The organism is Corynebacterium sp. HMSC067D03 (assembly GCF_001811185.1).
GTDB lineage: Bacteria > Actinomycetota > Actinomycetes > Mycobacteriales > Mycobacteriaceae > Corynebacterium > Corynebacterium coyleae.
Map to the genome: position 1 here is coordinate 1 of NZ_KV803805.1, position 22,031 is coordinate 22,031.

A 22,031-nucleotide genomic window follows, 5' to 3' on the forward strand; every position below is an offset into this window, starting at 1 on the left:
GGTCGGGTCAGGCACGTCAACCAGCCAAAAGGCATCGAATTTGCGCTGCAGCGTACGTGTCGAGCAGCTCATGTTGCCGGCGATCGCCGCAAGACTGGTCCCGGTGGTCAGGTGCTGGATGAACGCACGAAATAGGGCTGCGTTGGTGATATCGCTGCGCTGCTTGGTCAGTGAAGCACCGCAGATTTTGCACCGCCACCGGGTCGTCCCGTTGCTGGTGGTGCCGTTGCGTTTCATATCGCCGCCACAATGGCAGCGTGGTCGGTTCTTTGGCATTGGGCAACCGAACCACTGCTTCATAGCACACCATGGCAGCCACACCGTGGATTTTCGCAAGAGAGGGCCAATATATGCTTTTGGAGCATATATTTTCCGCAAACGCGGAGTTCAGAGCATGAAAATCAACGATTCCGGACACACATTTTGTCGCTTAACCCCCCGGCGCGCGCGAAACGAAAAGAAAACCCAGGTAAAACACCGTTTTACCTGGGCTTTTGGGTGAGCCACCTGCGAGAATCGAACTCGCGACCTTCTCATTACGAGTGAGACGCTCTGCCGACTGAGCTAAGGTGGCCGGGCAGCAATGCTGCACCGGGAAGACAGCTTAACCTAGCGGGCGCGACCTGCGAAACCCGCAGGTTAAGACACGTTGCACGCCAGCCTTATACGGCCAATCATGCCGTTGAACGCCACCGCCGGAGTCACGTTCTGGTCCAGGCGCTCGCGGCACTGCCCGATCGCCTCGAGGCACTCCACGAGCCCCTCCGCCGACACCTGGCCGGCAATCTCACGCGCGAGCCCCTCAAAATCCGGGTGCGTCAGACCGACCTCGGCACCCGACTGCACCACCATCGCATCCCGGTACACCCCCGCCAGGTCCACCAACACGAGGTCCAGCATGTCGCGCTTGCGGCGCGTGCCACGACGCTTCTGCTCCTCTTCCAACTGACGCACCGACGACGCCACCGACCGCAGCGCCTTCGCCGCCCCCTTCCCCTTCGCACCCATGCCGAGGGCGTTTTCGAGCTTGGCGCGCTCGGCTTCGTCGTCAGCTTTATGCGCCTCGATGGCCTCCTTCTCCGCCGCCTTCAGCAACGACCCCACCGCCTGAAACGCCTGCGGGCCGTGAAACACCAACTCGGCCAAGTTGATCGCCATCGCGCGACGCTGCTGAATCGCCTCTGAACGCACCAACAACCGCGCCCGGCCAATATGGCGTAGCGACGACACCGCCGCCAGGCGCGCATCATGCTCCGACGCCCCCTCCTCCTCGACGAGAATGCGCACCAACTCATCCTCCGACGGCGACGGCACATACACATGCCGGCAGCGCGAACGCAGTGTCTGCGAAAAGTCCTGCGGATCCGTCGACGGCGCACACATGATGATCACGGTGCGCTCCGGCGGCTCCTCCACCGTCTTCAACAGCGCGTCAGCCGGCGCGGTGGTGATCGACGTGGCCAGGCGGTCCGCGTTTTCGATGATGACAACGCGCCAGGGGGCGACCGTCGGTAAGCGAGCTGCCTTTGCGACGATCTCATCACGCACAAAATCCACCTTGATCGTCGACGTATGCGGCACCACATGCACCAAATCCGTATGCGACCCCGACAACGCATCACGACACCCCTTACACCGCCCACACCCAATCTCGTCCGGGTTCTCACACATCAACGCCGCCGCAAACGCCAACGCCGCATTCGACCGCCCCGAACCCGGAGGGCCCGTAAACAACCACGCATGCGTCATCGCATACGCATCCCCCTGCCCCCTCGCCGTGGCAGCCGCCGACAATATGATGTCGCGCACCGCCGGGGTGCCAGCCAAACGCTCACTAACGCTGCGGGTAGTCACAGGTGACCAGAGTACCCGCGCGCTAAGGTGATAGACCATGGAACGTATCTGGCGCGAGCTGCAGTGGCTTTGGGGCACGTCGTGGCCTCTCTATGCCGCGACGGTGCTGGGCACCAACCTGCTCGGCGCCGTGGGCTGCATGTTGTTCGTGCGCTTCCTCATCCCGATGGATGCCGTCAACGAGTTAGGTCTCAACGGCCAGCTTGGGTTTATCGGGGTGTTGTATGCGGCGATTGCTGTTGCGCTCGGTGTGATCGTCACGTTTTTCCTGTTCCGGCCGGTGCTGGAGTGGCAGCGGCGCCCGGATGATCATGACCCGAACATGGTGCGGCATTTGGTGATGCGTTTGCCGGTGTTGCAGACGATCATCGTTGTTGCGGTGTGGGGGTTGGGCATTGCGATTGTCACGGTGCGCACGTTGCTTGTCGACGTCCCCCTGGGCATCGTCGTCCTCGCCACCACCATCCTGACGTGTTTTGTGGTGTCGGTGCTCACGTATCTGCAGGCGGAGCGTCTCGTGCGTCCGATTGCGGCGTCGGCGCTGGCGCGGCGGTTCGAGGATTCGACGCTCCAGCCGCCGATCGCGTCTCGGTTGATGCTGACGTGGTTCACCACCTCCGCCGTGCCGATGGTCGGGGTGCTGCTGCTGGCTGTGGCGCAGCGCGTCGGCTACTTCCGGGACACCCCGGGTGAGATGACGGCGGCGATCGTGGCGCTGATCGCGGCGGGGATTTTCACGGGGTTTGTGGGGACGTCGTTTGCGACGGTGATCGTCGTCGATCCGATTAAGGAGCTGCAGGTCGCCATCAACCGTGTGCGCCGCGGTGAGGGCGATACGCAGGTGGACATTTACGACGGCTCCGAGATCGGTGTCCTCCAAGCCGGCTTTAACGAGATGATGCGGGGTCTGCAGGACCGCCAGCGTGTTCGCGACGTGTTTGCCAAGTACGTCGGTGCTGAGGTCGCACAGAAGGCGCTTGAGGAGCGCCCGCAGCTCGGCGGCGAGGAACGCCGGGTCGCGGTGCTGTTTATCGACGTCGTCGGCTCCACCACCTACACCGTCCAGCACACCCCGGAGGAGGTCGTGGAGGCGCTCAACGAGTTCTTCGAGGTTGTCGTTGAGGTGGTGCACCGCAACAAGGGCGTGATTAATAAGTTCCAGGGCGATGCGGCGCTTGCGGTGTTCGGAGCGCCAGTTTCGCTTCACGACGCCGCCTCGCACGCCCTCCAAGCCGCCCGCGAAATCCAGCGCGGCCTGGAAGGCTTCGAACTGAAGGCCGGCATCGGTGTCGCCTCGGGCCACGTGGTCGCTGGCCACATCGGTGGCAAGGATCGTTTCGAGTACACCGTGATCGGCGACGCCGTCAACGGCGCCGCCCGCCTCACCGACCTTGCCAAGGACACCCCGGGCATGGTGCTGACCAACGCCGCGACCCTGCGCGCGGCGAACGAGGTTGAGCAGCAGCGCTGGACGCTGATGAAGTCGGTGGAGTTGCGCGGGCGTAACAAGATGACGCAGTTGGCGCGCCCGGTGCGCTCCACCATGGCGGACCGCTCATAGGACCCAGCACGGCAGCAGCCCCGGCCCAGCGCAGCGCGGCGCGGCAGCAGCCCCGGCCCAGCGCAGCGCGGCAGAACTCAGGCCTGCGGGCGCGCTCAATCGCGCCCGGTCAGTTGTTTCCGAACAGGAGCTGCATGGCTCCGGGGGTGTCGTTCGGCACTTCGTACCCGTTGGGTGACACCCACACTGGGATGCCGTCGCGGATGCATATTCGGCCTCGTCTCACGATCCACGGGTCGTCGTCGTTCGTGCCGTTGTGGTAACTGCACAGGGGCACGAGGTTGGCCAGGTTGGTTTCCCCGCCGTGTCGCCAGGCGGTGATGTGGTGGATTTCGCAGTGATCGGCTCCGTGACGGCAGCCGGGTACCGGACAGGTCGGCGACATCATCGACGCCAACGTGCGCTGTTTGTCGTTAGCGAAGCGCTTCGCCCGGTACAGGTTCACCGCTCCCTCTGCAGGGTGGAACGCGGCAACCTCCAGGTCGGCGCCGAACTCGCGGGCGAGGAATTCGGCGCCGGTCATGGTGGTGCCGTCGGTAAGGATGAGCTCCACTTCGTCGCCGTGGCCGGACTGGATGCGGGTCCACTCCGGCAACGGCACCAGGATGATCGGGCGCGGGGCGGCGTAGGGCATACCGACACCAGCAATCCCAGCGCCGGCGCCAACCCCGCCGACACCATCAGCACCCCCAGCGCCGCCGCCGCGCAGCAGGCTCACAAGCGCGTCGGCCATTTGCTCGGCGGCGGGCAGCGACGGGTCGATGAGCGAACGCAGCAGGTGCTCCAAATCGGCGATGTCGCGCTCGGAGTAGGTCAGCGACATGTTGCGCATCCCAGCGCGCGATTTGGAGAAGCGGCACTGCTTCTTGGGGGTGGGTTTCGGGGTGGTGATGGTGTCGTCGATACGCCGCGACAGCGCTTTGTAGGAGCCCCGGAAGCGCAACAGTTCGAGGCGGAGACGCCAGCGCTCGGCAAGGTCGGCGACGGCGGCGAGTTTTCGCTCGAGCAGGCAGATCTGGTCGAGCGGCATTCCGGCGGCCAAGCGGCGCGCGTCGGCCTGCTTGCGGGTGAACTTCGTCGCGCCGAAGTAGGTGGCGTGCGCCTGCGCCCACTTACGTTTCAGGGCGGGGTCGAGGGCGGCGAAGGCGGGCGCGGACTCGTCGAAACCGGCGAGCACGCTGATGTCGGCGTGCGCCAGGGCCTCGAGAATCTCGCTAAATGTCATGCCATGCACGCTAAGCGCACAGCACAACCCTTGTAAAGGAATTGTCCACTATATTGTGCAATCCCTAGCGCTTGCGAGCTTTGACCACGCGTTTTGTGGTCTGCTTCGGCTTGGTCACGCGCTTGGTTGCCTTCTTCTTTGTCGTCTTTTTCTTGGTGGCTTTCTTGCCGCCGTCTTCGGCTTCACGGGCGCGGCGCGCGGAGAGCAGTTCGTTGGCGCGCTGGTCCGTCATCGTCTCTGGCGTGTCGCCGCGTTGCAGTGACGCGTTGGTTTCGCCGTCGGTGACGTATGGGCCGAAGCGGCCGTCTTTGACGGTCATGGGTTTGCCGGAGACGTCGTTGTCGCCAAGCATCTTCAATGGTGGCTTGGCGGCGGCGCGGCCGCGGCGTTTCGGTTCGGCGTAGATGCGGCGGGCTTCTTCCAGGGTGATGGAGAAGATCTGGTCCTCGGACGCAAGCGAGCGCGAGTCGGTGCCCTTCTTCAGGTATGGGCCGTAGCGGCCGTTTTGGGCGGTGATGACTTCGCCGTCGGCGGGGTCGACGCCGACTTCGCGCGGCAGCGACAGCAGTTTCAGTGCTTCCTCGAGCGTGACCGTTGCCGGTTCCATCGACGCGAAGAGGGAGGCGGTGGCGGGCTTCAACTGCTCGTCGACCAGCTGCGCCATGCGCTTTTCCTTCTGCGCGGCAGCGGTTTTGGTTTCCCAGTTCTTTGCGCGTTTGCCTTCTTCGGCGCGCTGTTTGTCCTCTTCGGCGCGCTCAGCGGCGATGATTTCTTCGGCGCGGGCTTCGGCGGTGGTGCGTTCGTCGTCACGCACGAGCTCGGTGACATATGGGCCGAAGCGCCCTTCCTTTGCGACGACCACACGCCCATTGGCAGGGTTCTCCCCCAGTTCGCGGCCGGACTGCGGGGTGGCGAAGAGTTTCTCGGCCATCTCGAGTGTGATTTCGTCCGGGGTTGCGGATTCGGGCAGGTTGGCGCGCTGGTATTCGGGCTCGCCGTCCTTCTCGCCGACGACGCGCTCGATGTAGGGGCCGTAGCGGCCGACGCGGACGACGACGGGGCGGCCTTCGGCGTCGTCGAAAAGTGTCAGCGAGTTCGCGGCGCGCGCGTCGATGGATTCGAGGTTGTTCTCGATCATGTGCTTCAGCCCGCCGCGGCGTGCGAGGGCTTGCGCCATGGACTCGCGGGCGTCGGCGTCGCCGAAGTAGAAGCCGGTGAGCCACTTGGTGCGGTCTTGGTTGCCGTGGGCGATTTCGTCGAGTTCGTCTTCCATGGAGGAGGTGAAGTCGTAGTCCACGAGTGCGTCGAAGTTGTTTTCCAACAGCCCGACGACGGAGAACGCCACCCAGGACGGCACGAGTGCGTTGCCGCGGACGACAACGTAGCCGCGGTCCTGGATGGTCTTGATGATGGACGCGTAGGTGGACGGGCGGCCGATGCCGAGTTCTTCCATCTTCTTCACCAGCGACGCTTCGTTGTAGCGCGCAGGCGGGTTGGTGGTGTGGCCGTCGGCGGTGACGGACTTGGTGGCCAGTTCGTCGCCCTTGGCTAGTTGCGGCAGGCGGGTTTCGTTGGACTGGCGGTCGGAGTAGGCGCGCAGCCAGCCGGGGAAGGTGACGGTGCGGCCGGTTGCGGTGAACTCGCAAGCCTCACCGGCGGCGTCGGCGGCGATGGTGATTTTGGTGGAGTTGCCGCGTGCGTCTTCCATTTGGGAGGCGACGGTGCGCTGCCAGATCAGTTCGTAGAGTTTGAACTCTTCGGCGTCCAGCGCGCCCGCCAGCTGCCCGGGGGTGGCGAAGCGTTCGCCGGCGGGGCGGATCGCCTCGTGGGCTTCCTGGGAGTTTTTCACCTTGCGGTCGTAGACGCGCGGCTTGGCGGAGACGTAGTCGGCACCGTAGAGCTCGCGTGCTGCGGCGCGTGCGGCGTCCAGGCCCTGCTTGGACAGGGAGGTGGAGTCTGTACGCATGTAGGTGATGTGGCCGTTTTCGTACAGGCGTTGCGCGATGCGCATGGTGCGCGCGGAGGTGAAGTGGAGTTTGCGGCCGGCTTCTTGCTGCAGCGTCGAGGTCATGAACGGCGCGTACGGCTTGCGGGTGTAGGGCTTTTCTTCCACTGCGGTGACGTGCATCGGTGCGGTGCCGAGGTCGTCGACAAGCGAATGCGCTTTTTGCTTATCGACGACCACCGCATCCGACACCAACTCTCCCCGGTCATTGAAGTCGCGGCCCTGGGCGATGCGCTTGCCGTCGAGGGAGACGAGTTTGGCGTCGAATTCTTCGGAGGAGTGGGCGAGCGAAGCAGTTAAATCCCAGTATTCGGCGGCGATGAACGCCATGCGCTCGCGTTCACGCTCGACGATGACGCGGGTGGCTACGGATTGGACGCGGCCGGCGGACAAGCGCGGCATGACTTTCTTCCACAGCACGGGGGAAACTTCGTAGCCGTAGAGGCGGTCGAGGATGCGGCGGGTCTCTTGGGCGTCGACGAGATCCATGTCGAGTTCGCGCGTGTTTTCGGCGGCTTCGCGGATGGCAGATTCGGTGATCTCGTTGAACACCATGCGCTCTACCGGCACCTTCGGCTTAAGGGTTTCAAGCAGGTGCCACGCGATCGCTTCACCTTCGCGGTCCGGGTCTGTTGCCAGCAGGAGTTTGTCGGCCTGCTTGAGCTTGGCGCGCAGGTCGGTGACCTTCTTTTTCTTGTCAGCGGACACGACGTAGATCGGGTCGAAGCCCTTCTCCGGGTTGACGCCGAGTTTTGCCCACGGCTCGTTTTTGTACTTCGCGGGGATGTCGGCGGCGCGGCCCGGCAGGTCACGGATGTGGCCCACCGATGCTTCCACGATGTAATCGTCGCCGAGATACTTCTGTATCTTCTTCGCCTTTGTCGCGGACTCCACGATCACGAGAGTCTTGCCGTTTGCAGTCACGCTGACCTTTCCTCGATTCCCACTAAGCGTATGAGCGGTAAAACTTCCTCATTCTTATCAGACAACTAGCACATGGTTATACGGACGGGGGATTTTCTCGCCCCTGGCATTACACTGCGTTGGTGCCCTGGCGCGGAGTTGTTGGGGTGGAAAGGAGGACGCAGCGTGGTCGATTCACTCATTGAGTTTTTGCATACGTTGATGGGGTTGCCGATCTTTTACCCACTCGTCGTGTTGCTGATCGTTTCGGATGCGTTGGCGCCGGTGGTGCCGTCTGAAACGGTGTTGAATCTGGCTGGTGCGTTTTCCGCGTCGCGTGGTGTGCCGAACGTGTGGGGTGTGATCATCGCGGCGATTATCGGTGCGATTATCGGCGACAATATTTGTTTCGCTCTCGGCGCGAAGTTGATTCACCGGGTGGATCGGTTGGATCCGGATTCGAAGGCTGGCCAGGCAATTACGTGGGTGCGGGCCAACATGAACCGGGGTGCGGGCGCGATGATTATTGTTGCGCGTTTCCTCCCGTGGGCGCGTTGGGTGGCCACGATTGTGCTGGGGTCGGTGCGTTACAACTGGTTTAAGTTCTTCTTTTTCGACACCATCGGCGTGATCCTGTGGGCCTGCCTGAGTGTCGGCATGGGCTATTTGGGTGGCACGCTCCTGCAGCAGTATCCGCTTCTGGGCATGGTGCTGGGTGTAGTGCTGGGTTCGCTTGTGGGGTTTGTGATTCAGAAGCTGCAGAACCAGATCTTCGAGCGTTCTGATATTCGCCGCGGAATTAGCGCGGTGTAGGCGTAAAAATTTCCCCCAGGCGGGTGTACCGTCCGGGGGTTTGTTCGCGCTGTTTTAGAGGGCGCGAACCTGCTGGGCCTGTGGGCCCTTGGCGCCTTCGCCGACCTCGAACTCGACCTGCTGGTTTTCTTCGAGGGTACGGAAGCCGGAGCCCTGAATTTCGGAGTAGTGGACAAAGACGTCGGCGGAGCCGTCGTCGGGTGCGATGAAGCCGAAGCCCTTTTCGGCGTTGAACCATTTAACAGTTCCGGTTGCCATGGTGAAACCTTTCAAAATGTTGCATGTTTTTGTCGTCCACCAGGGCCTGTTTGGTCCTGGTGCCCGCGTGCACAATCCTCGCGAGCACCTGATGAGGCGCACACAAAATCTGTGACCGTTGCCCAGTCTGCCACGATTTGTTGTCGGGGGCACTGCTTTGGCCCGGCTAAAGTGGCTCACCATCATGGTTTCTGGTTTTGGCGATGAGCTCGTTTCGGTGCTTGCGCAGCGTTTCCCTGCTGCGACGGTGACGCATGTGGAGCATGAGCCGGCTCGTCTCGCGGTGTTTGGACAGTGGCCCGAGTGGGTGGAGCCGGGGTTGAAGCAGATGCTTATCGACGACACCGTCACCCTCCCCTACGCCCACCAAACCCAGTGCGCGGAGTTGGCGTGGGCGGGCCGGGATGTGGTGGTGGCGACGGGGACGTCGTCGGGAAAGTCGTTGGGCTATCAGTTGCCGGTGCTTTCCGCGTTGGCGGCGGATCCGAAGGCGTGCGCTATGTATCTGACGCCGACGAAGGCGTTGGGTTCGGACCAGTTGCAGGCAACGCTTGCCATGACGCGGGGGAATGCGGCGCTTGCGTCGGTACACCCGGCGCCGTATGACGGGGATACGCCGCAGGAGTCGCGGGCGGGCATCCGGGAGCACACCCGCTACGTGTTTACGAACCCGGACATGCTGCACGCGGGTCTTTTGGGTGCGCACGAGCGTTGGGCGCGGCTGCTGCGCCATTTGAAGTTTGTGGTGGTGGACGAGTGCCACACCTACCGGGGTGTGTTCGGGGCGAACGTGTCGTTGGTGTTGCGCAGGTTGCTGCGTATTGCGAAGGCGTACGGGTCTGAGCCGACGCTGATTTTCGCCTCAGCGACCGCGGCGGATCCTGCGGGCCAGGCGTCGCGGCTGTGCGGGCGCGAGGTTGTTGCGGTAACGGAGGATGCGGCGCCCACCGGCGAGCGCACCATCGCATTGTGGGAGCCGGGGTTCATCGAGGGCGCCGAGGGCGAAAACGGCGCGCCGGTGCGGTACCCGGCGACGACGGAGGCGGCGTCGATCATGTCCACGCTGCTGCTGCAGGGTGCGCGCACGTTGACGTTTGTGCGCTCGCGCCGCGCCGCGGAGACGGTGGCTATGCGCGCCCAGGAGGACCTGGTGGTGGCGGGCCGGGCCGATTTCGCCGAACGCGTCGCCTCCTACCGCGCCGGCTACCTCGCGGAGGATCGCCGCGCCCTCGAGCAGCGTCTGGATAACGGCGATCTGCTTGGCGTGGCCACGACGAACGCGCTTGAGCTTGGCATCGACGTCGGGGGCCTGGACGCGGTGGTCATGGCGGGGTTTCCGGGCACGGTTGCGTCGTTTCGCCAGCAGGCCGGGCGCGCAGGCCGGCGCGGCCAGGGCTCCGTGGTGGTGATGGTGGCGCGCGACGAGCCGATGGATACGTACCTGGTTCACCACCCCGAGGCACTGCTCGGCCGGCCGGTAGAAAACAGCGTGTTCAACCCGGCCAACCCCTACATCCTGCGCGGTCATATGTACTGCGCGGCGGTGGAGCGTCCGCTTAGCGACGACGACGTCGCCGCCTTCAACGCCACCGACGTTGTCAACGACCTGACCGCCGAGGGGTTGCTACGCCGCCGGCCGCAGGGGTGGTTTGCGGTGCCCCAGTTGGAGGGGGAGGTCACTCCGGAGACGGCGCATTCGTCGGTAAGCATTCGCGGAGGCGTGGGTGAGGAAGTCATGATCGTCGACGTGACCGACGGGCGGCTGTTGGGCACCGTGGACGCGGGGCGTGCGATGAGCCAGGTGCACGACGGCGCGGTGTACATCCACCAGGGCGAATACTTTGTGGTGCAGTCGCTAGACCTGGACGATTACGTGGCGCTGGTCGCGCCGGAGCGGCCGGATTACTCCACGCAGGCGCGCTCCACGACCGACATCACGATCCTTGGCGAGCCGACAGATCTGGAAAACCCTTCGCCGGGACTGTGGGTGGCCAGTGTGGACGTGGAGGTCATCGACCGTGTCACCGGCTATGTCGTCCGGCTTGCCGACGGCACCGTCTCCGAACACATCCCCCTCGACCTGCCCGAGCAACGCCTAGTCACCCGCGCGGTGGCGTACACGATCGACCCGATGGTGCTGGACAAACTGGGTATTACGGCTGGCGAGATCCCCGGAGCGCTGCACGCTGCGGAGCACGCCGCGATCGGCCTGCTGCCACTTTTGGCCACGTGCGATCGGTGGGACATCGGCGGCGTGTCCACGGCGTTGCACCAGGACACGATGCTGCCCACGGTGTTTGTCTACGACGGCCACCCCGGCGGCGCAGGCTTTGCCGACGAGGGCTTCGCCCGCTTCCACGAGTGGATCGCCGCGACCTACGAAACGGTGCGGTCCTGCGGCTGCAAAGACGGCTGTCCGTCGTGTGTGCAATCGCCGAAGTGCGGCAACGGCAACCAGCCCCTGGACAAGCACGCCGCGCTGAAGCTGCTCGGCGCGTTGGTCACCATGACTGGCTGACAGGCAAGGCGTTACGGCCCGGCGCGAGCGGTCGCTTCGGCGTGGCGCAGCCGCACGGCCACGATGACGTCGCCTTCGACGAACTCGCACGAGGTGACCTCAGCGCCGTTGTTGCTGGCGGTGGCGTTGCCCCAGGTGCAGGCGTCCGCGCCACGGTACAGCGCGGTGGCTGCGGCGACGGCGGAAAGGTCCGCGGCCACGCGGGCACGGTGTGTGTCGGCGGTGCGGGCCCCGGTGACCACCACCGCAAGGGCCAAGGAGACCACTGCGGTGATGATGCCGGTGGTGGTGACGGTGGCGGAGCCGGTGTCGTCGATAAGCAATCTGCGCATTAGAACTCCACGGGGAAGACCGCGGTGGCGCGCATGGTGCCAATCGGGGCGGGCACGGCGGCGGTAACGGTGGCCAGGCCTGCAGATTCGTGCATGGTCACCTCGCCGCGCGGTGGGGTGTAGTCCACGCCCATCGCGTGCGCCCGGGCGGCGGCACCGGCAATGTCCACGGCAGCGATGTAGGCGGACATCGTGGCAATGCCACCCACGATCGCAGCCGTAACCACCACGAGCGTGGCCAGCGAAAGCGCCGTTTCAATCGTGGTCATCAGCCTGGCGTGTTGGTCAGCGCGCTGGTGATCACATTTTCGATGGCGGAAACGACCCCGTCGCCGTTGACCACGAGATACAGCACCCCGGCAAGGGCAGCTGCCGCCAACGAACCGAAAGCATATTCGATGGTTGACATTCCGGCGTCGTTACGCAAACGCTGGATGAAGAAGGTGGAAATGCGAGTCATGATTGTTCCTTTCAGAAGTTGATGAGGTTGCTCCCGAGGCTGATCACCACAGGCGCGAGCCCGAGGACGAAAAACGCCGGGAGGAAAAACGCGGTGAGCGGGATGGCGATGAGTACGCCGGCGCGTTCCGCTTTGGCTTTGGCGTGATCGGCGGCGTCGGCACGCAGGTTTGAAGCGATACGTTCGCACCCTTGTGCCAGCGCCGCGCCGGACGCGTGCGTCATAGCGACGAGGCTGGCCAAGTCCTCCCCGCCGGGAATGGCGTGGAGTTCCGACCAGGCGCGCTCAGGTTCGACCCCGAGTGCGAGCAGCGCTGCGACGGTGTGCCACGGACTGCGGTCGCCGTCGTGAGTTTCGGCTACCGCGGCGGCTGCGGCACTGACCGGCAGGCCGGCCTCGAAGCAGGCCGCGAACAGGGTGATGTCGGCGGCGCAGCGGTCCGGCAGCGCGTAGTCGGGTCCGTCGCGCGGGGTCTTCGGCGTGGGCGGCACCTGGCGGGTGACGCGCCGGGCGGGCTGCGCGGGGCTGACGGCGAGCGCGATGGCGATGAGCAGGGCTGCGGCGATCATGTGGTGGCTCCTTGGATGATGTGTTGGGAAACGATCACACCGGCGCACACCAGCGCGGTGCCGACGGTGAGCAGTACTCCGCCGAGGCCTCCCCCGGTGAGCAGCGCGAGCGGGTTCGCGCCCATCGCCGCGCCCATGAGCAGGCCGGCGAACGGCAGCAGGGCGAGCACAACCGCGGTGGTTTTGGGCCCGGCAAGCGCGGCGTTGGTGGTGGCGCGGTGGCGTCGGGTGTGATCGATGTCGTCGCGCGCGGCGGCGACCAGGCGCGACAGCGGCACTCCTCTGCTGGCCGACAGTGCGAACAGCGGGGCGATGCGGGCGAACTCGTCCGTCTCGGCCGCAAGTGGTGCGCCGGTGGTGACGTGGTGGATGAGGTGTGCGACGTCGCGGGCGATCTCGCGCGGTGCGTGTTCGGCGGCGCGCTCTAACGCGGCGTGCAGTGGCGCGCCGGCTTCGACGTTGGTGCCAAGGTGACCGAGGAAGGTGGCGACCGCTTCCGTGCGCTTGGAGGCGGCCCGGGCGCGCCGTTGGGTATCTGCGACCCACACCACCGTCGCCGCACCCATCGCTAGCGCGATGACCAGGCTGGCCCGGTCGAACGCCAGGGCGGCGAGCACCACGGCGCCGACAACCAGCGGGATGGCAATGCGGGGAGGAACAGCCAACGAGCGCGGCGCGATGCGAGCACTCGGGGCAGGCGGCGGGCAGGCAGCGGCGCCGGCGAGAAGCAACAGCGTGGTCATGACAGGAGCTCCTCGTAACCGTCGGCGGGGCCGGCGTCGGCGTCCCACACCACCTTGGCTCGCACGGGTTGGCCGTCGAGCACGCCGATCTGGTGGAGGCGGCGTGTGCCGTCGGGGTGGCGTTTAACCACGATGACCACGTCGATGGCGGCGGCGAGTTGGGCGTGCAGCCCGGCGCGATCCAGCCCGCCCAGCGCGGCGAGCGCTTCGAAGCGGGCGGGGACCTCCGCGATCGAGTTGGCGTGCAGGGTGCCGGCGCCGCCGTCGTGGCCGGTGTTCAGTGCTGCGAGCAGGTCGACGACTTCGGCGCCGCGGATCTCGCCCACTACGACGCGGTCGGGTCGCATACGCAGCGACTGGCGCACCAGGTCCGCGATGGTGATCTCGCCGGCACCCTCGGAGTTCGCGCCGCGGGTGGTCAGGTTGACCACGTGCGGATGGTCGGGGGTGAGTTCCAGGGTGTCTTCGATGGCGACGATGCGCTCGGCCGGGTCGACCTCCGCGAGCAGGGCGGATAGCAGCGTGGTTTTGCCGGATCCGGTGCCGCCGACGACCACGAACGCTTTTCGCTTTGCGACGACCCCACGTAGCACCTCCGCAACCTCCCCACCCAGCGCTCCGCGCGCTACCAGGTCGTCGAGGGTGGCAGAGGCGGTGTGCAGCACGCGCAGGGAGATGCAGGTGCCGGCCTGGGCGGTTGGGGCGAGCACGGCGTGGAAGCGCAGGAGGGTGCCGTCGTCACGGGTGATGTGGCCGTCGCAAAACGGTTGCGCGTCGTCGAGGCGGCGCCCGCAACTGGCGGCCAGGCGGGAGGCGAGCCGGCGCACGGCGGCTTCGGATTCGAAGCGCACCGCGGAGCGTTCCAGGCCCGCACCCGAGTCGACGTAGACGCAGTTGGGGCCGTTGACGCAGATGTCGGTGACGGTGTCGTCGGCAAGCAGTGCTTCGAGGGGTCCGGTGCCGGTGGTGTCGTCGCGAAGTGTGCGCATCACATCCAGCACGCCGATGTCGCTGATCACCACGGCTTCTTCGCGGATGAGGGCTGCGATGCGGGCAGGCTCCGGGGTGGTGGGTTCGTCGGCGAGGCGGCGTTTGACGCGGGCGATGAGGTCGCGGTCGGTCATTTAGGCCACCTCCTCGAGCACCGCGTTGGCGCAGGCGGCTAGCGAACGGGGCACACGCGCGGGCAGGCCGGACTTTTCCACCGTGCGAGTCAGCCCGCGCACGTGTGGCAGGTGGGTGAGTACGGTGGCGCCGGTGGTGTGCGCGATCTCCTCGTCGGTCAGCGCGGCCCAGGCGCTATCGCGCACAACCAACACACACGGCAGACCGGCGGCGGCGCACTCGGCGACGATACGGGTCGCGGCGGCAACTGAGCGCACCTCGGGCACGACCACCACGACGACCAGGTCGCTGCGGCCGGGAATCAGCGCGGCGGGCGCATCCACCACCGTCAGCCCTGCCCCGCCGACGGCACCGGCGACGTGCTCCAACGCGGCCGCCTCCAGCCGGAACGGGTCCGCCACGCGCTGGCGCGGAAAGGTCAGCACCGCGATGTCGTCGGCGGTGGCGGGCAGCGCGCGGCGCACGTCGGTGCGCGCAACAGTGCCCTCACCGAAGTCGATCTCGCCCCACCGCGCGCCGGGGACGTGCTCGATGCCAAGCAGCAGGTCGAGCCCGCCGGAGAGCCAGTGCCCGTCGAGCAGCGTTGCCGAGTCACCCCGTGACGTAACCCGGCATAGTGCGGCCGCCAGGGTGGACGCCCCTGACCCACCGGATGCGCCCACGACGGTGATCACCTTCCCGCGCGCCGCCATCGCCGCGGGCTGCACGGCAAGGGCGCCAATGGCGCGCAGGAGGTCCGCGGCCTCGGCGGGCAGGACGAAGACCCGCTCGGCTGAATCGACCAGCTCCCCACCGACGCGGAAGACGTTCGCTGCGTGGGGTGGGGGAAGTTCGGGGGCGCGGGTGTCGTCGATAAGCACGGCGAATGCTTTGGGCGCGTGGCGGGCGAGCTCGGCCGCATCGGCGGTGTCGATGACTTGGCGGCCGGTTGCGGCGGCGAGGTGAACGGCCTCGGAGTGGGTAGCGGGGTCGGCGACCGCGACCACGATCGGGCCGGTGTGTGGGTGTGTGCGTGTCATGCCAATAAGTGTTTTTCACCAGCGTAAATGTGGCAACCACCCTGTGGACAACTCGCAATCTGGGTGACACTTCAACAAAAAGCCTGTGGACAATTCGCCCCAAATGTTCACTTCTTTCACAGCGGGCCTACACTGCCCCACCAGCAAAGTGGGGCTAGACTGCTAAAGCATGTCTCCCACACGGCCGGTGGCGGCGTTTTTCGACCTAGACAAGACGATCATCGCGACGTCTTCCGCCTTCGCCTTCGGCAAAGAATTCCGCAACAACGGAATGATCACGCGACAAGAGGCGTGGGACCTCTACCTAACCAAAGCCCAGTACATGCTGGTCGGCCATTCCAGCGAGAAGATGGACGCCACGCGCGATTCGCTCGCCCAACTCATCGAAGGATGGTCGATCGAGGACGTCCAGCGCATCACCCAAGAAACGATGCGCACCGTGGTCACGCCCGCGATTTACGCCGAAGCGCGCGAACTTATCGACGAGCACCGCGCCCAAGGCCACGACGTCATCATCATCTCCGCCTCCGCATCAATTCTGGTTGAGCCGATCGCGCGCGAACTCGGCGTAGACACGGTCGTGGCTACCGAACTCGCGGAGAAGGACGGCAAGCTCACCGGCGAGATCACCCGTTACCTCAAGGGCGGGGCGAAGGCGGAGGCTGTGCGCCAGTTTGTCGCCGACCACGACTACGACCTGGAGCGCAGCTACGCCTACTCCGATTCCGCCACGGACATTCCAATGCTGGAACTGGTGGGCAACCCGGTGGCGGTGAACCCGGACCGGGCGCTTCGCAAGCACGCACTGTCACACGATTGGCAGGTGCGGACCTTTAAAGACCCGGAGCCGCTCATCCAGATGCCGAACGCCCGCGAGGTCGGCATCGGCGCGAGCGTGATCGCCGGCGTGACCGCGTTGGCGGTGGCTGGGGTGCTCATCGCGCGTGCGGTCTCCGGCAAGTCCGGCGACAAGCGTCACAGCGCGTGACGCTATCTTTCACCCCGATTCAGGCAAACACTGTGATGTATCGCTAACATCGTTGGGAGAATTCCAGGCACCGTCCCAGGGTGCCTCATGTAATAAGCCACCCAGGAAGGTGAGTAAACAGTGAGCAACGAAGGTCTGTACACCAGCGGCTCGAGCGCCGTAACCGCCAAGGTGGATTCGATTCCGCTGCGCGATACTGATTTGACGGTGCCGGGCCAGCAGTCCATCGGCACGCTGATCTCTAACGCGTCGGAGCAGGTGTCCACCCTGGTCCGCGGCGAGATCGAGCTGGCCAAGGCCGAGGTCATGGGCGAGGTGAAGAAGGGCGCCATCGGCGGCGGCCTGTTCGGCGTCGCCGGCGTGATTGCCCTGTACTCCTCGTTCTTCCTCTTCTTCGCGTTCGCGGAGATGCTCGCATCCTGGATGCACCGCGGCTGGGCATTCCTGATCGTCTTCCTCATCATGATCGCCCTGGCTGGCCTGCTCGCGCTGGTTGGCCTGAAGAAGGTCAAGAAGATCAAGACTCCGGAGCGCACCATCAGCTCGGTCAACGAGTTGAAGAACCTGAAGCCAGGCGAGGCTCAGAAGAACCTGACCAAGAACGAGGCTGGGCTCTACACCAGCCGCTAACCGCTGACGCAGGCTTGCGTATCGACGACACCGTTCAGCCTGGTCACATCCCCTACGCGCTGCTGCACCTGGTGTGCAGTCAGCGCGTAACCCGTTTCTGAGGCATCCAGGGACGCGCCGAAGATCATGCCGGCGACCTCCCCTGCCGGGGTGAGCAGCGGGCCACCGGAGTTGCCCTGGCGGATGTCGCCGCGGATGGTGTAGGCCTCACGCTCCACACGACCGGTGGTGTAAATGTCCGGCCCTGCGATGGTCAGTTGGCTGCGGATTCGCGCCGGTGCGGCCTCGAAGGGGCCGGATTTGGGGTAGCCCATGACCACGGCGTCGTCGCCACGCTGCAGCTCGCGTGCAGCCCAACGCAGAGGCGGCAGACCCAAGCCCTGGGCGTGGAGGACCGCAATGTCGGTATCCGGGTCGTAGAGCACCACGTCCGCGGGCTTCACGCCGACGACCGTGTCCAAGGAGACGCGCTCGGTGCCGGCGACGACGTGCGCGTTGGTGAGCACGTAGCCATCCTCAAACACGAAGCCGGAGCCCATGAGCCGGCGGCGGCAACTCTCCGCATCGCCCATGACGTGGACCACGCTCGGGCGGGCCGCCTCCACAACTTCGGGGCGAAGCGCCGCGTTATCGGGTGCGTCCACCTGGGCGCCGTGCGGGGATTGGAAGGGGGAGACGAGTGGGGGCAGGCCGGATTCGTCGAGAAGCGCTGCGAATTTCGCGGGCAGTTTCCCGGCGCTCTCCGGAGCGGTGTCGTGGATTTTGGCCAGGATGTGCGAGTTGCGGATCCCGTCGCCCAACTCGCCAGGCACCGCCGACGCCAGCGGGATTGAGATAAACCACACCACCAGCGCCAGTGCGACCGATTGGAACAGTGCGCCCACCACCGAATCCACGAAACGCGTCAGGCGGCTGCGTACCCGCGCCCGCAAGTTGCCCCCGAGGGTCACGCCGAGCAGGTTGCCCAGGCCGACGAAGAGCACCACCACCGACAGCAGCAGCGTGATGCGGATGGGTTGGGACTCGGTGACGTCGAGAAGCAACGGCGCCACCGCCAGCCCCACCACGAGGCCCGCGATAATGCCGATTGCGGAGATCACAGCCGAAAACGCACCTTGGCGCCAGCCGCTGACAAACGCAGCGACGACGGCAAGCCCAAGCAGAACGTCAACGACCAGGTGCATTCCGCAAATGTTACAGCTCGCGGTTGCGGGATCGGGCCAGCGCCTCGTAAAGATCGCCCGGACGCTCGTCCCAGGCGCGCACCCAGCCGGCTAGATCCAGCACGACCGCCAGCAAGATTCCGGTAAAACCCCAGATGAGATAGTCGCGCGCCCAAAATGTCGGACCGGTCCAGTGCTTCCAGCCGAGCTTCGCGCGGTTGGCCGGATCCACCAAGTCCCGGATGGGAACGAAGAACACGTCGTCGGTTTCGAGCTCGCTTGCCGGGTACACCTCACCGGGGTCGGGTGCGTACGCCACCACGGGGCGCACCAGCCTGCGGCTGCCACCGGTTTTCACCTGCCCCATCACCGCCAGCGGCACAACCCGCTCAGGGGCGAGCCCCGTCTCCTCGTATGCCTCGCGCAGCGCCGCCGCCACCGGGCCTGTATCTGTGGCGTCGATGTGCCCGCCCGGAAACGCCATCTGGCCGGAGTGGCTGCGCATAGACGGGGTGCGGTGCGTGATCAGCACCCGGGCGTCCTCCGGCAGTTCCTCCGTCTCCGGGTCGCCAGCAAACACGATGAGCACCGCCGCCTGGTCCTCCCCCGGCGTTTGCGGCACGCGCGGGCCCAGCATCGCTTTGACCCGCGCATCGCCCTCGCCAGCGCGCAGCTTATCCACGAGCCCCCGCAGCCACACCGGTGCCCGTTCCGGCCGCACCGCAACCATCACAGCACCCCGCGCACGGCCTCGGCCAGCTCCTCGGCCGAGGTGAACTCCTTGGCAAACACGCCCAACTGCTCCTCGCCGCGGAACACGACGGTCAGCGGCACCACCGGCGGCAGGCCGAGCGTGCCGGCGAACACGTTGGAGTCGTCCTCGAAGCTCGGCAGGTCCACGCCGAGGTTCTCCAACAACGCCGCGCCTCGCGCCCCATCGCGGTCCGCGTGCACGCCCACCACGGTGTACTCGGGGTGTGCGCGGGCGAACTCCTCCACCACAGGCAACTCCGCCCGGCACGGTTCGCACCACCACGCCCACACGTTGGCCACGGTGATCTCCTGCTGCGCGCCGGCGACCTCGCCGCCAAGGCACGCCAGGTCCACGCCGCCGATCGCACCTTCTGGGCAGTCCGGGCGTCCTGTCACCGGGGCAGATTGCTTTTCGACGACACCGTCGCCGGCCGGGGGCGTGGCGTCGTCGACAAGCAACGCCCTGGCACCCGCAATGACCAGCATCGTCACCGCAACGATCGCGGCGACGCTGACCCAGATTGTGCGCTTCACAGGCCCACCATCCTCAAAATGTGGTCGCGCTCGGGCCCGGTGACCAGTTCGGCGGCTTCCTCCGGGTCGGTTGGGCCGACGCCGAAGGAGGGGCAGTCGAACGCGATCGGGCAAGCGCCGCAGGCCGGTTTGCGGGCGTTGCAGACGCGGCGGCCGTGGAAGATGATGCGGTGGGAGAACATGGTCCACTCGCGGCGCTCGATCAGTTCCGCGATCGCGTGTTCGATCTTCACCGGATCCGTCTCTTCCGTGAGCATCATGCGCTTGACCAGGCGTTGGAAGTGCGTGTCCACCGTCAGCCCCGGGTAGCCGAACGCGTTGCCGCGCACCACATGCGCCGTCTTGCGGCCCACCCCGGGCAGGGTGATCAGGTCCTCGAGCTTCTCGGGCACCTCGCCACCAAAATCGGTGACCAGCTTCTGGCCCATCGCGATCAGGTTCGCCGCCTTGGAGCGGTAAAACCCGGTCGAGCGGATAATCTCCTCCACCTCTGCCTGGTTAGCCTCCGCGTAGTCGGCGGCCGTGGGGTACTTGGCAAACAGCGCCGGGGTGACCATGTTCACCCGTACGTCCGTGGTCTGTGCGGACAGCGCCGTAGCAACGAGCAACTCCAGCGGGTTAGTAAAGTCCAACTCCGCGTGCGCGTCCGGATACGCTGCCGCCAACGTGCGGTTAATACGGCGTGCCCTGCGCTTACGCCCGATCGGAGTCTCTTTCCCCTTCGCGGCGGGATGGGCGCCTGGGCGGCGATGTTTCAATGGAGAGGTCGAAGCGGCCATGCCCAACATGCTAGCCGTACACTATGGGTATGACCTTTTTGCTTGTGGTGCTGATTCCGCTTGTGCTTGGGGTATTTCCGCTTTGCATGGAGCGTGTGGAAGCAGCGGTCATCGACTAACACAGTTCCCAGTCGCGGAAAGACTATCGCACTGATTAGTTGAGCTGGTAGAGTTCCAATTTGTGTGACGGTCACCGCTAATGGCACCGTTCGTGACCAATCCCACGCAAAATGCGTGAGCGACAGTCTGAGGAGGACTCATGGAAGGCGTTCAAGACACTCTTGCCCGCGCCGGCATCTTTCAGGGCGTCGACCCTGACGCGGTCGCCGCGCTGATCAACGATATGGACACCGTGGATTTCCCGAAGGGCACCACGATTTTCGACGAAGGCGAGCCCGGCGATCGCCTCTACATCATCGTCGAAGGCAAAATTAAACTTGCCCGCCATGCGCCGGACGGTCGCGAGAACTTGCTGTCCGTGATGGGCCCGTCCGACATGTTCGGCGAGCTCTCCATCTTCGACCCGGGCCCGCGTACCTCCTCCGCAGTCTGCGTCACGGACGTCACCTGCGCCACCATGGACTCCACTATGCTGCGCGAGTGGATCGACAACCACCCGGAGATCTCCCAGCAGCTGCTGCGCGTGCTGGCCCGCCGCCTACGCCGCACGAACGCGTCGCTGGCAGACCTGATCTTCACCGACGTGCCTGGCCGCGTAGCCAAGACCTTGCTCCAGCTGGCAAACCGCTTCGGTGTACATGAGGGTGGCGCACTCCGCGTCAACCATGATCTCACCCAGGAAGAGATCGCCCAGCTTGTGGGTGCGTCGCGTGAGACGGTGAACAAGGCATTGGCCACGTTCGCTCACCGCGGCTGGATCCGCCTGGAGGGTAAAAGCGTGCTCATTGTTAACACTGAGCACCTCGCTCGCCGCGCGCGCTAACGGAGGCGCCCGCGGCGGGTCGAAAATCCGCTACTTGGCGTTGAGGTAACGCAGCGCCACACGAGTCGACTGTTCTGCGGCACCGCGCAGGACCGGGTCGACATCGTCGTAAATCGCATCGACCAGCGTATTGATGTCCGCGTTATCGCCATGCTCCTTCAGTGCCTGACGGATCTGATCCAGGCGCTGGTTACGGCGATCGATGTACTTGCGGGCGTACGCAGACAGGTCCTCACCTTCCGGACCGTGGCCCGGAAGCAGCATGACACCCTTGCCCTTTTCCTCGAGCATCTCCAGGGTGTCCAGGTAGGCACCCAGATCACCGTCGGTCTCAGAGATCATGGTGGTGTGGCGACCCGCAATGGTGTCGCCGGTAATGATGCCTTCCGGCTTACCGTCGGTGTCTTCGCCCGGGTAGACGAAGAAGCACACAGAGTCACTGGTGTGGCCCGGCGTAGCGACGACCTTCACGCGCGGGGTAACCCCCTCAACGGAGATCACTTCGCCGTCGGTGAGCGGCTCAGCGCCGGAGGTATGAGACGGATCAAGGGCGCGGATCGGTGCGCCAGTGAGCTGGCGGAACCGTTCCGCGCCATCTGCGTGATCGTGGTGACGGTGAGTCAACAGAATCAAGGCGACCTTGTCGGCCTTTGCCTGCAGCACGTTGAGGTGACCCTCATCGGCCGGGCCCGGGTCGACGACGATGCTCGCCTCGTCGCCCTCACCTCGGATCACCCAAGAGTTCGTGCCCTCGAGCGCCGCGTAGCTGGGGTTCGGCACCAGGACCACCGCGGCGTTGGGGGTCACAGGGCGCAGCTGGCTGTATGCGGGATGTTTCATGGCTCCCACCCTACCC

General features: G+C 65.4%; 22 protein-coding genes, 1 tRNA gene and 1 pseudogene. 6 read left to right on the forward strand and 18 right to left on the reverse strand.

The genetic code is table 11. The annotated features are described in order from the left end of the window. The 3 genes and pseudogenes from HMPREF2785_RS04200 to HMPREF2785_RS04210 all read right to left on the reverse strand — a co-directional run. Positions 1–276 (reverse strand): annotated as a pseudogene (locus HMPREF2785_RS04200) (IS256 family transposase); the annotation flags it as partial. A gap of 225 nt (positions 277–501) precedes the next feature. After that, positions 502–574, reverse strand: a tRNA-Thr gene (locus HMPREF2785_RS04205). Positions 575–639: 65 nt separating this feature from the next. Then, positions 640–1,854 carry a DNA polymerase III subunit delta' gene (locus tag HMPREF2785_RS04210; protein ID WP_070614365.1) on the reverse strand — a complete coding sequence of 405 codons (1,215 nt, stop codon included), beginning with the start codon at positions 1,852–1,854 and terminating at the stop codon, positions 640–642. Between the two features lie 37 nt (positions 1,855–1,891). On the opposite strand from HMPREF2785_RS04210, the gene HMPREF2785_RS04215 reads away from it, so the two are divergent. Continuing rightward, positions 1,892–3,415, forward strand: coding sequence for an adenylate/guanylate cyclase domain-containing protein (locus tag HMPREF2785_RS04215; protein WP_070452965.1), 1,524 nt, complete (start codon positions 1,892–1,894; stop codon positions 3,413–3,415). Between the two features lie 109 nt (positions 3,416–3,524). On the opposite strand, the gene HMPREF2785_RS04220 is transcribed toward HMPREF2785_RS04215, so the two are convergent. Then, positions 3,525–4,640, reverse strand: a complete 1,116-nt coding sequence (locus tag HMPREF2785_RS04220) for an HNH endonuclease signature motif containing protein (RefSeq protein WP_070614322.1) — start codon at positions 4,638–4,640, stop codon at positions 3,525–3,527. 64 nt (positions 4,641–4,704) lie between these two features. Then, positions 4,705–7,569, reverse strand: a complete 2,865-nt coding sequence (gene topA, locus HMPREF2785_RS04225; protein ID WP_070614323.1) for a type I DNA topoisomerase — start codon at positions 7,567–7,569, stop codon at positions 4,705–4,707. 165 nt (positions 7,570–7,734) lie between these two features. On the opposite strand from topA, the gene HMPREF2785_RS04230 reads away from it, so the two are divergent. Next, positions 7,735–8,361, forward strand: coding sequence for a DedA family protein (locus HMPREF2785_RS04230; RefSeq protein ID WP_070421536.1), 627 nt, complete (start codon positions 7,735–7,737; stop codon positions 8,359–8,361). A gap of 54 nt (positions 8,362–8,415) precedes the next feature. Here HMPREF2785_RS04230 and HMPREF2785_RS04235 read toward each other — a convergent pair whose 3' ends face one another. Then, on the reverse strand, positions 8,416–8,619 hold the full coding sequence (locus HMPREF2785_RS04235) for a cold-shock protein (RefSeq protein ID WP_070421537.1): 204 nt from the start codon (positions 8,617–8,619) through the stop codon (positions 8,416–8,418). 184 nt (positions 8,620–8,803) lie between these two features. Between HMPREF2785_RS04235 and HMPREF2785_RS04240 the strand changes: the two genes are divergently transcribed. Continuing rightward, entirely contained in the window at positions 8,804–11,137 is a 2,334-nt protein-coding gene (locus HMPREF2785_RS04240) for a DEAD/DEAH box helicase (RefSeq protein ID WP_070614324.1), read from the forward strand. Positions 11,138–11,148: 11 nt separating this feature from the next. Here HMPREF2785_RS04240 and HMPREF2785_RS04245 read toward each other — a convergent pair whose 3' ends face one another. Genes HMPREF2785_RS04245 through ssd form a run of 7 tightly spaced genes read right to left on the reverse strand, consistent with a single transcriptional unit; the run spans position 11,149 to position 15,385 of the window. Then, entirely contained in the window at positions 11,149–11,469 is a 321-nt protein-coding gene (locus tag HMPREF2785_RS04245) for an Rv3654c family TadE-like protein (protein ID WP_070614325.1), read from the reverse strand. Continuing rightward, the gene (locus HMPREF2785_RS04250) at positions 11,469–11,738 is read right to left on the reverse strand and encodes a hypothetical protein (protein WP_070614326.1); all 270 of its coding nucleotides are present in this window, start codon (positions 11,736–11,738) and stop codon (positions 11,469–11,471) included. The genes HMPREF2785_RS04245 and HMPREF2785_RS04250 overlap by 1 nt, the downstream gene beginning before the upstream one ends. After that, positions 11,738–11,929, reverse strand: a complete 192-nt coding sequence (locus tag HMPREF2785_RS04255) for a DUF4244 domain-containing protein (RefSeq protein ID WP_070421541.1) — start codon at positions 11,927–11,929, stop codon at positions 11,738–11,740. The genes HMPREF2785_RS04250 and HMPREF2785_RS04255 overlap by 1 nt, the downstream gene beginning before the upstream one ends. An 11-nt stretch (positions 11,930–11,940) precedes the next feature. Further along, complete coding sequence (locus HMPREF2785_RS04260; protein ID WP_070614327.1) at positions 11,941–12,498, reverse strand: type II secretion system F family protein; 558 nt, start codon at positions 12,496–12,498, stop codon at positions 11,941–11,943. Next, complete coding sequence (locus HMPREF2785_RS04265; protein ID WP_083308844.1) at positions 12,495–13,241, reverse strand: type II secretion system F family protein; 747 nt, start codon at positions 13,239–13,241, stop codon at positions 12,495–12,497. The genes HMPREF2785_RS04260 and HMPREF2785_RS04265 overlap by 4 nt, the downstream gene beginning before the upstream one ends. Then, on the reverse strand, positions 13,238–14,365 hold the full coding sequence (locus HMPREF2785_RS04270; protein WP_070614328.1) for a TadA family conjugal transfer-associated ATPase: 1,128 nt from the start codon (positions 14,363–14,365) through the stop codon (positions 13,238–13,240). The genes HMPREF2785_RS04265 and HMPREF2785_RS04270 overlap by 4 nt, the downstream gene beginning before the upstream one ends. Then, on the reverse strand, positions 14,366–15,385 hold the full coding sequence (ssd, locus tag HMPREF2785_RS04275) for a septum site-determining protein Ssd (RefSeq protein ID WP_070614329.1): 1,020 nt from the start codon (positions 15,383–15,385) through the stop codon (positions 14,366–14,368). A 169-nt stretch (positions 15,386–15,554) separates the two neighbouring features. Here ssd and HMPREF2785_RS04280 point away from each other — a divergent pair, with 169 nt between their 5' ends. Together HMPREF2785_RS04280 and HMPREF2785_RS04285 are read left to right on the forward strand one after the other, a co-directional pair. Continuing rightward, the gene (locus HMPREF2785_RS04280; RefSeq protein WP_070614330.1) at positions 15,555–16,373 is read left to right on the forward strand and encodes an HAD family hydrolase; all 819 of its coding nucleotides are present in this window, start codon (positions 15,555–15,557) and stop codon (positions 16,371–16,373) included. Between the two features lie 120 nt (positions 16,374–16,493). After that, on the forward strand, positions 16,494–17,003 hold the full coding sequence (locus HMPREF2785_RS04285) for a phage holin family protein (protein ID WP_070614331.1): 510 nt from the start codon (positions 16,494–16,496) through the stop codon (positions 17,001–17,003). Here the strand turns inward: HMPREF2785_RS04285 and HMPREF2785_RS04290 are convergent. The 4 genes from HMPREF2785_RS04290 to nth are packed head-to-tail and all read right to left on the reverse strand — an operon-like array spanning position 17,000 to position 20,241. Further along, on the reverse strand, positions 17,000–18,187 hold the full coding sequence (locus HMPREF2785_RS04290; RefSeq protein ID WP_070421547.1) for a MarP family serine protease: 1,188 nt from the start codon (positions 18,185–18,187) through the stop codon (positions 17,000–17,002). The two genes, HMPREF2785_RS04285 and HMPREF2785_RS04290, sit on opposite strands and share 4 nt — an antisense overlap. A gap of 10 nt (positions 18,188–18,197) precedes the next feature. Then, complete coding sequence (locus HMPREF2785_RS04295; RefSeq protein ID WP_083308845.1) at positions 18,198–18,896, reverse strand: NUDIX hydrolase; 699 nt, start codon at positions 18,894–18,896, stop codon at positions 18,198–18,200. Beyond that, entirely contained in the window at positions 18,896–19,453 is a 558-nt protein-coding gene (locus HMPREF2785_RS04300; protein ID WP_070614332.1) for a TlpA family protein disulfide reductase, read from the reverse strand. Before HMPREF2785_RS04300 ends, HMPREF2785_RS04295 begins: the two co-directional genes overlap by 1 nt. Next, the gene (nth, locus tag HMPREF2785_RS04305) at positions 19,450–20,241 is read right to left on the reverse strand and encodes an endonuclease III (RefSeq protein ID WP_070614333.1); all 792 of its coding nucleotides are present in this window, start codon (positions 20,239–20,241) and stop codon (positions 19,450–19,452) included. Before nth ends, HMPREF2785_RS04300 begins: the two co-directional genes overlap by 4 nt. A gap of 250 nt (positions 20,242–20,491) precedes the next feature. Between nth and glxR the strand changes: the two genes are divergently transcribed. Continuing rightward, on the forward strand, positions 20,492–21,175 hold the full coding sequence (gene glxR, locus HMPREF2785_RS04310) for a CRP-like cAMP-activated global transcriptional regulator GlxR (protein ID WP_070421549.1): 684 nt from the start codon (positions 20,492–20,494) through the stop codon (positions 21,173–21,175). Between the two features lie 30 nt (positions 21,176–21,205). Here glxR and HMPREF2785_RS04315 read toward each other — a convergent pair whose 3' ends face one another. Then, positions 21,206–22,015, reverse strand: a complete 810-nt coding sequence (locus tag HMPREF2785_RS04315; protein ID WP_070453003.1) for an MBL fold metallo-hydrolase — start codon at positions 22,013–22,015, stop codon at positions 21,206–21,208. Between the last annotated feature and the right edge of the window lie 16 nt (positions 22,016–22,031).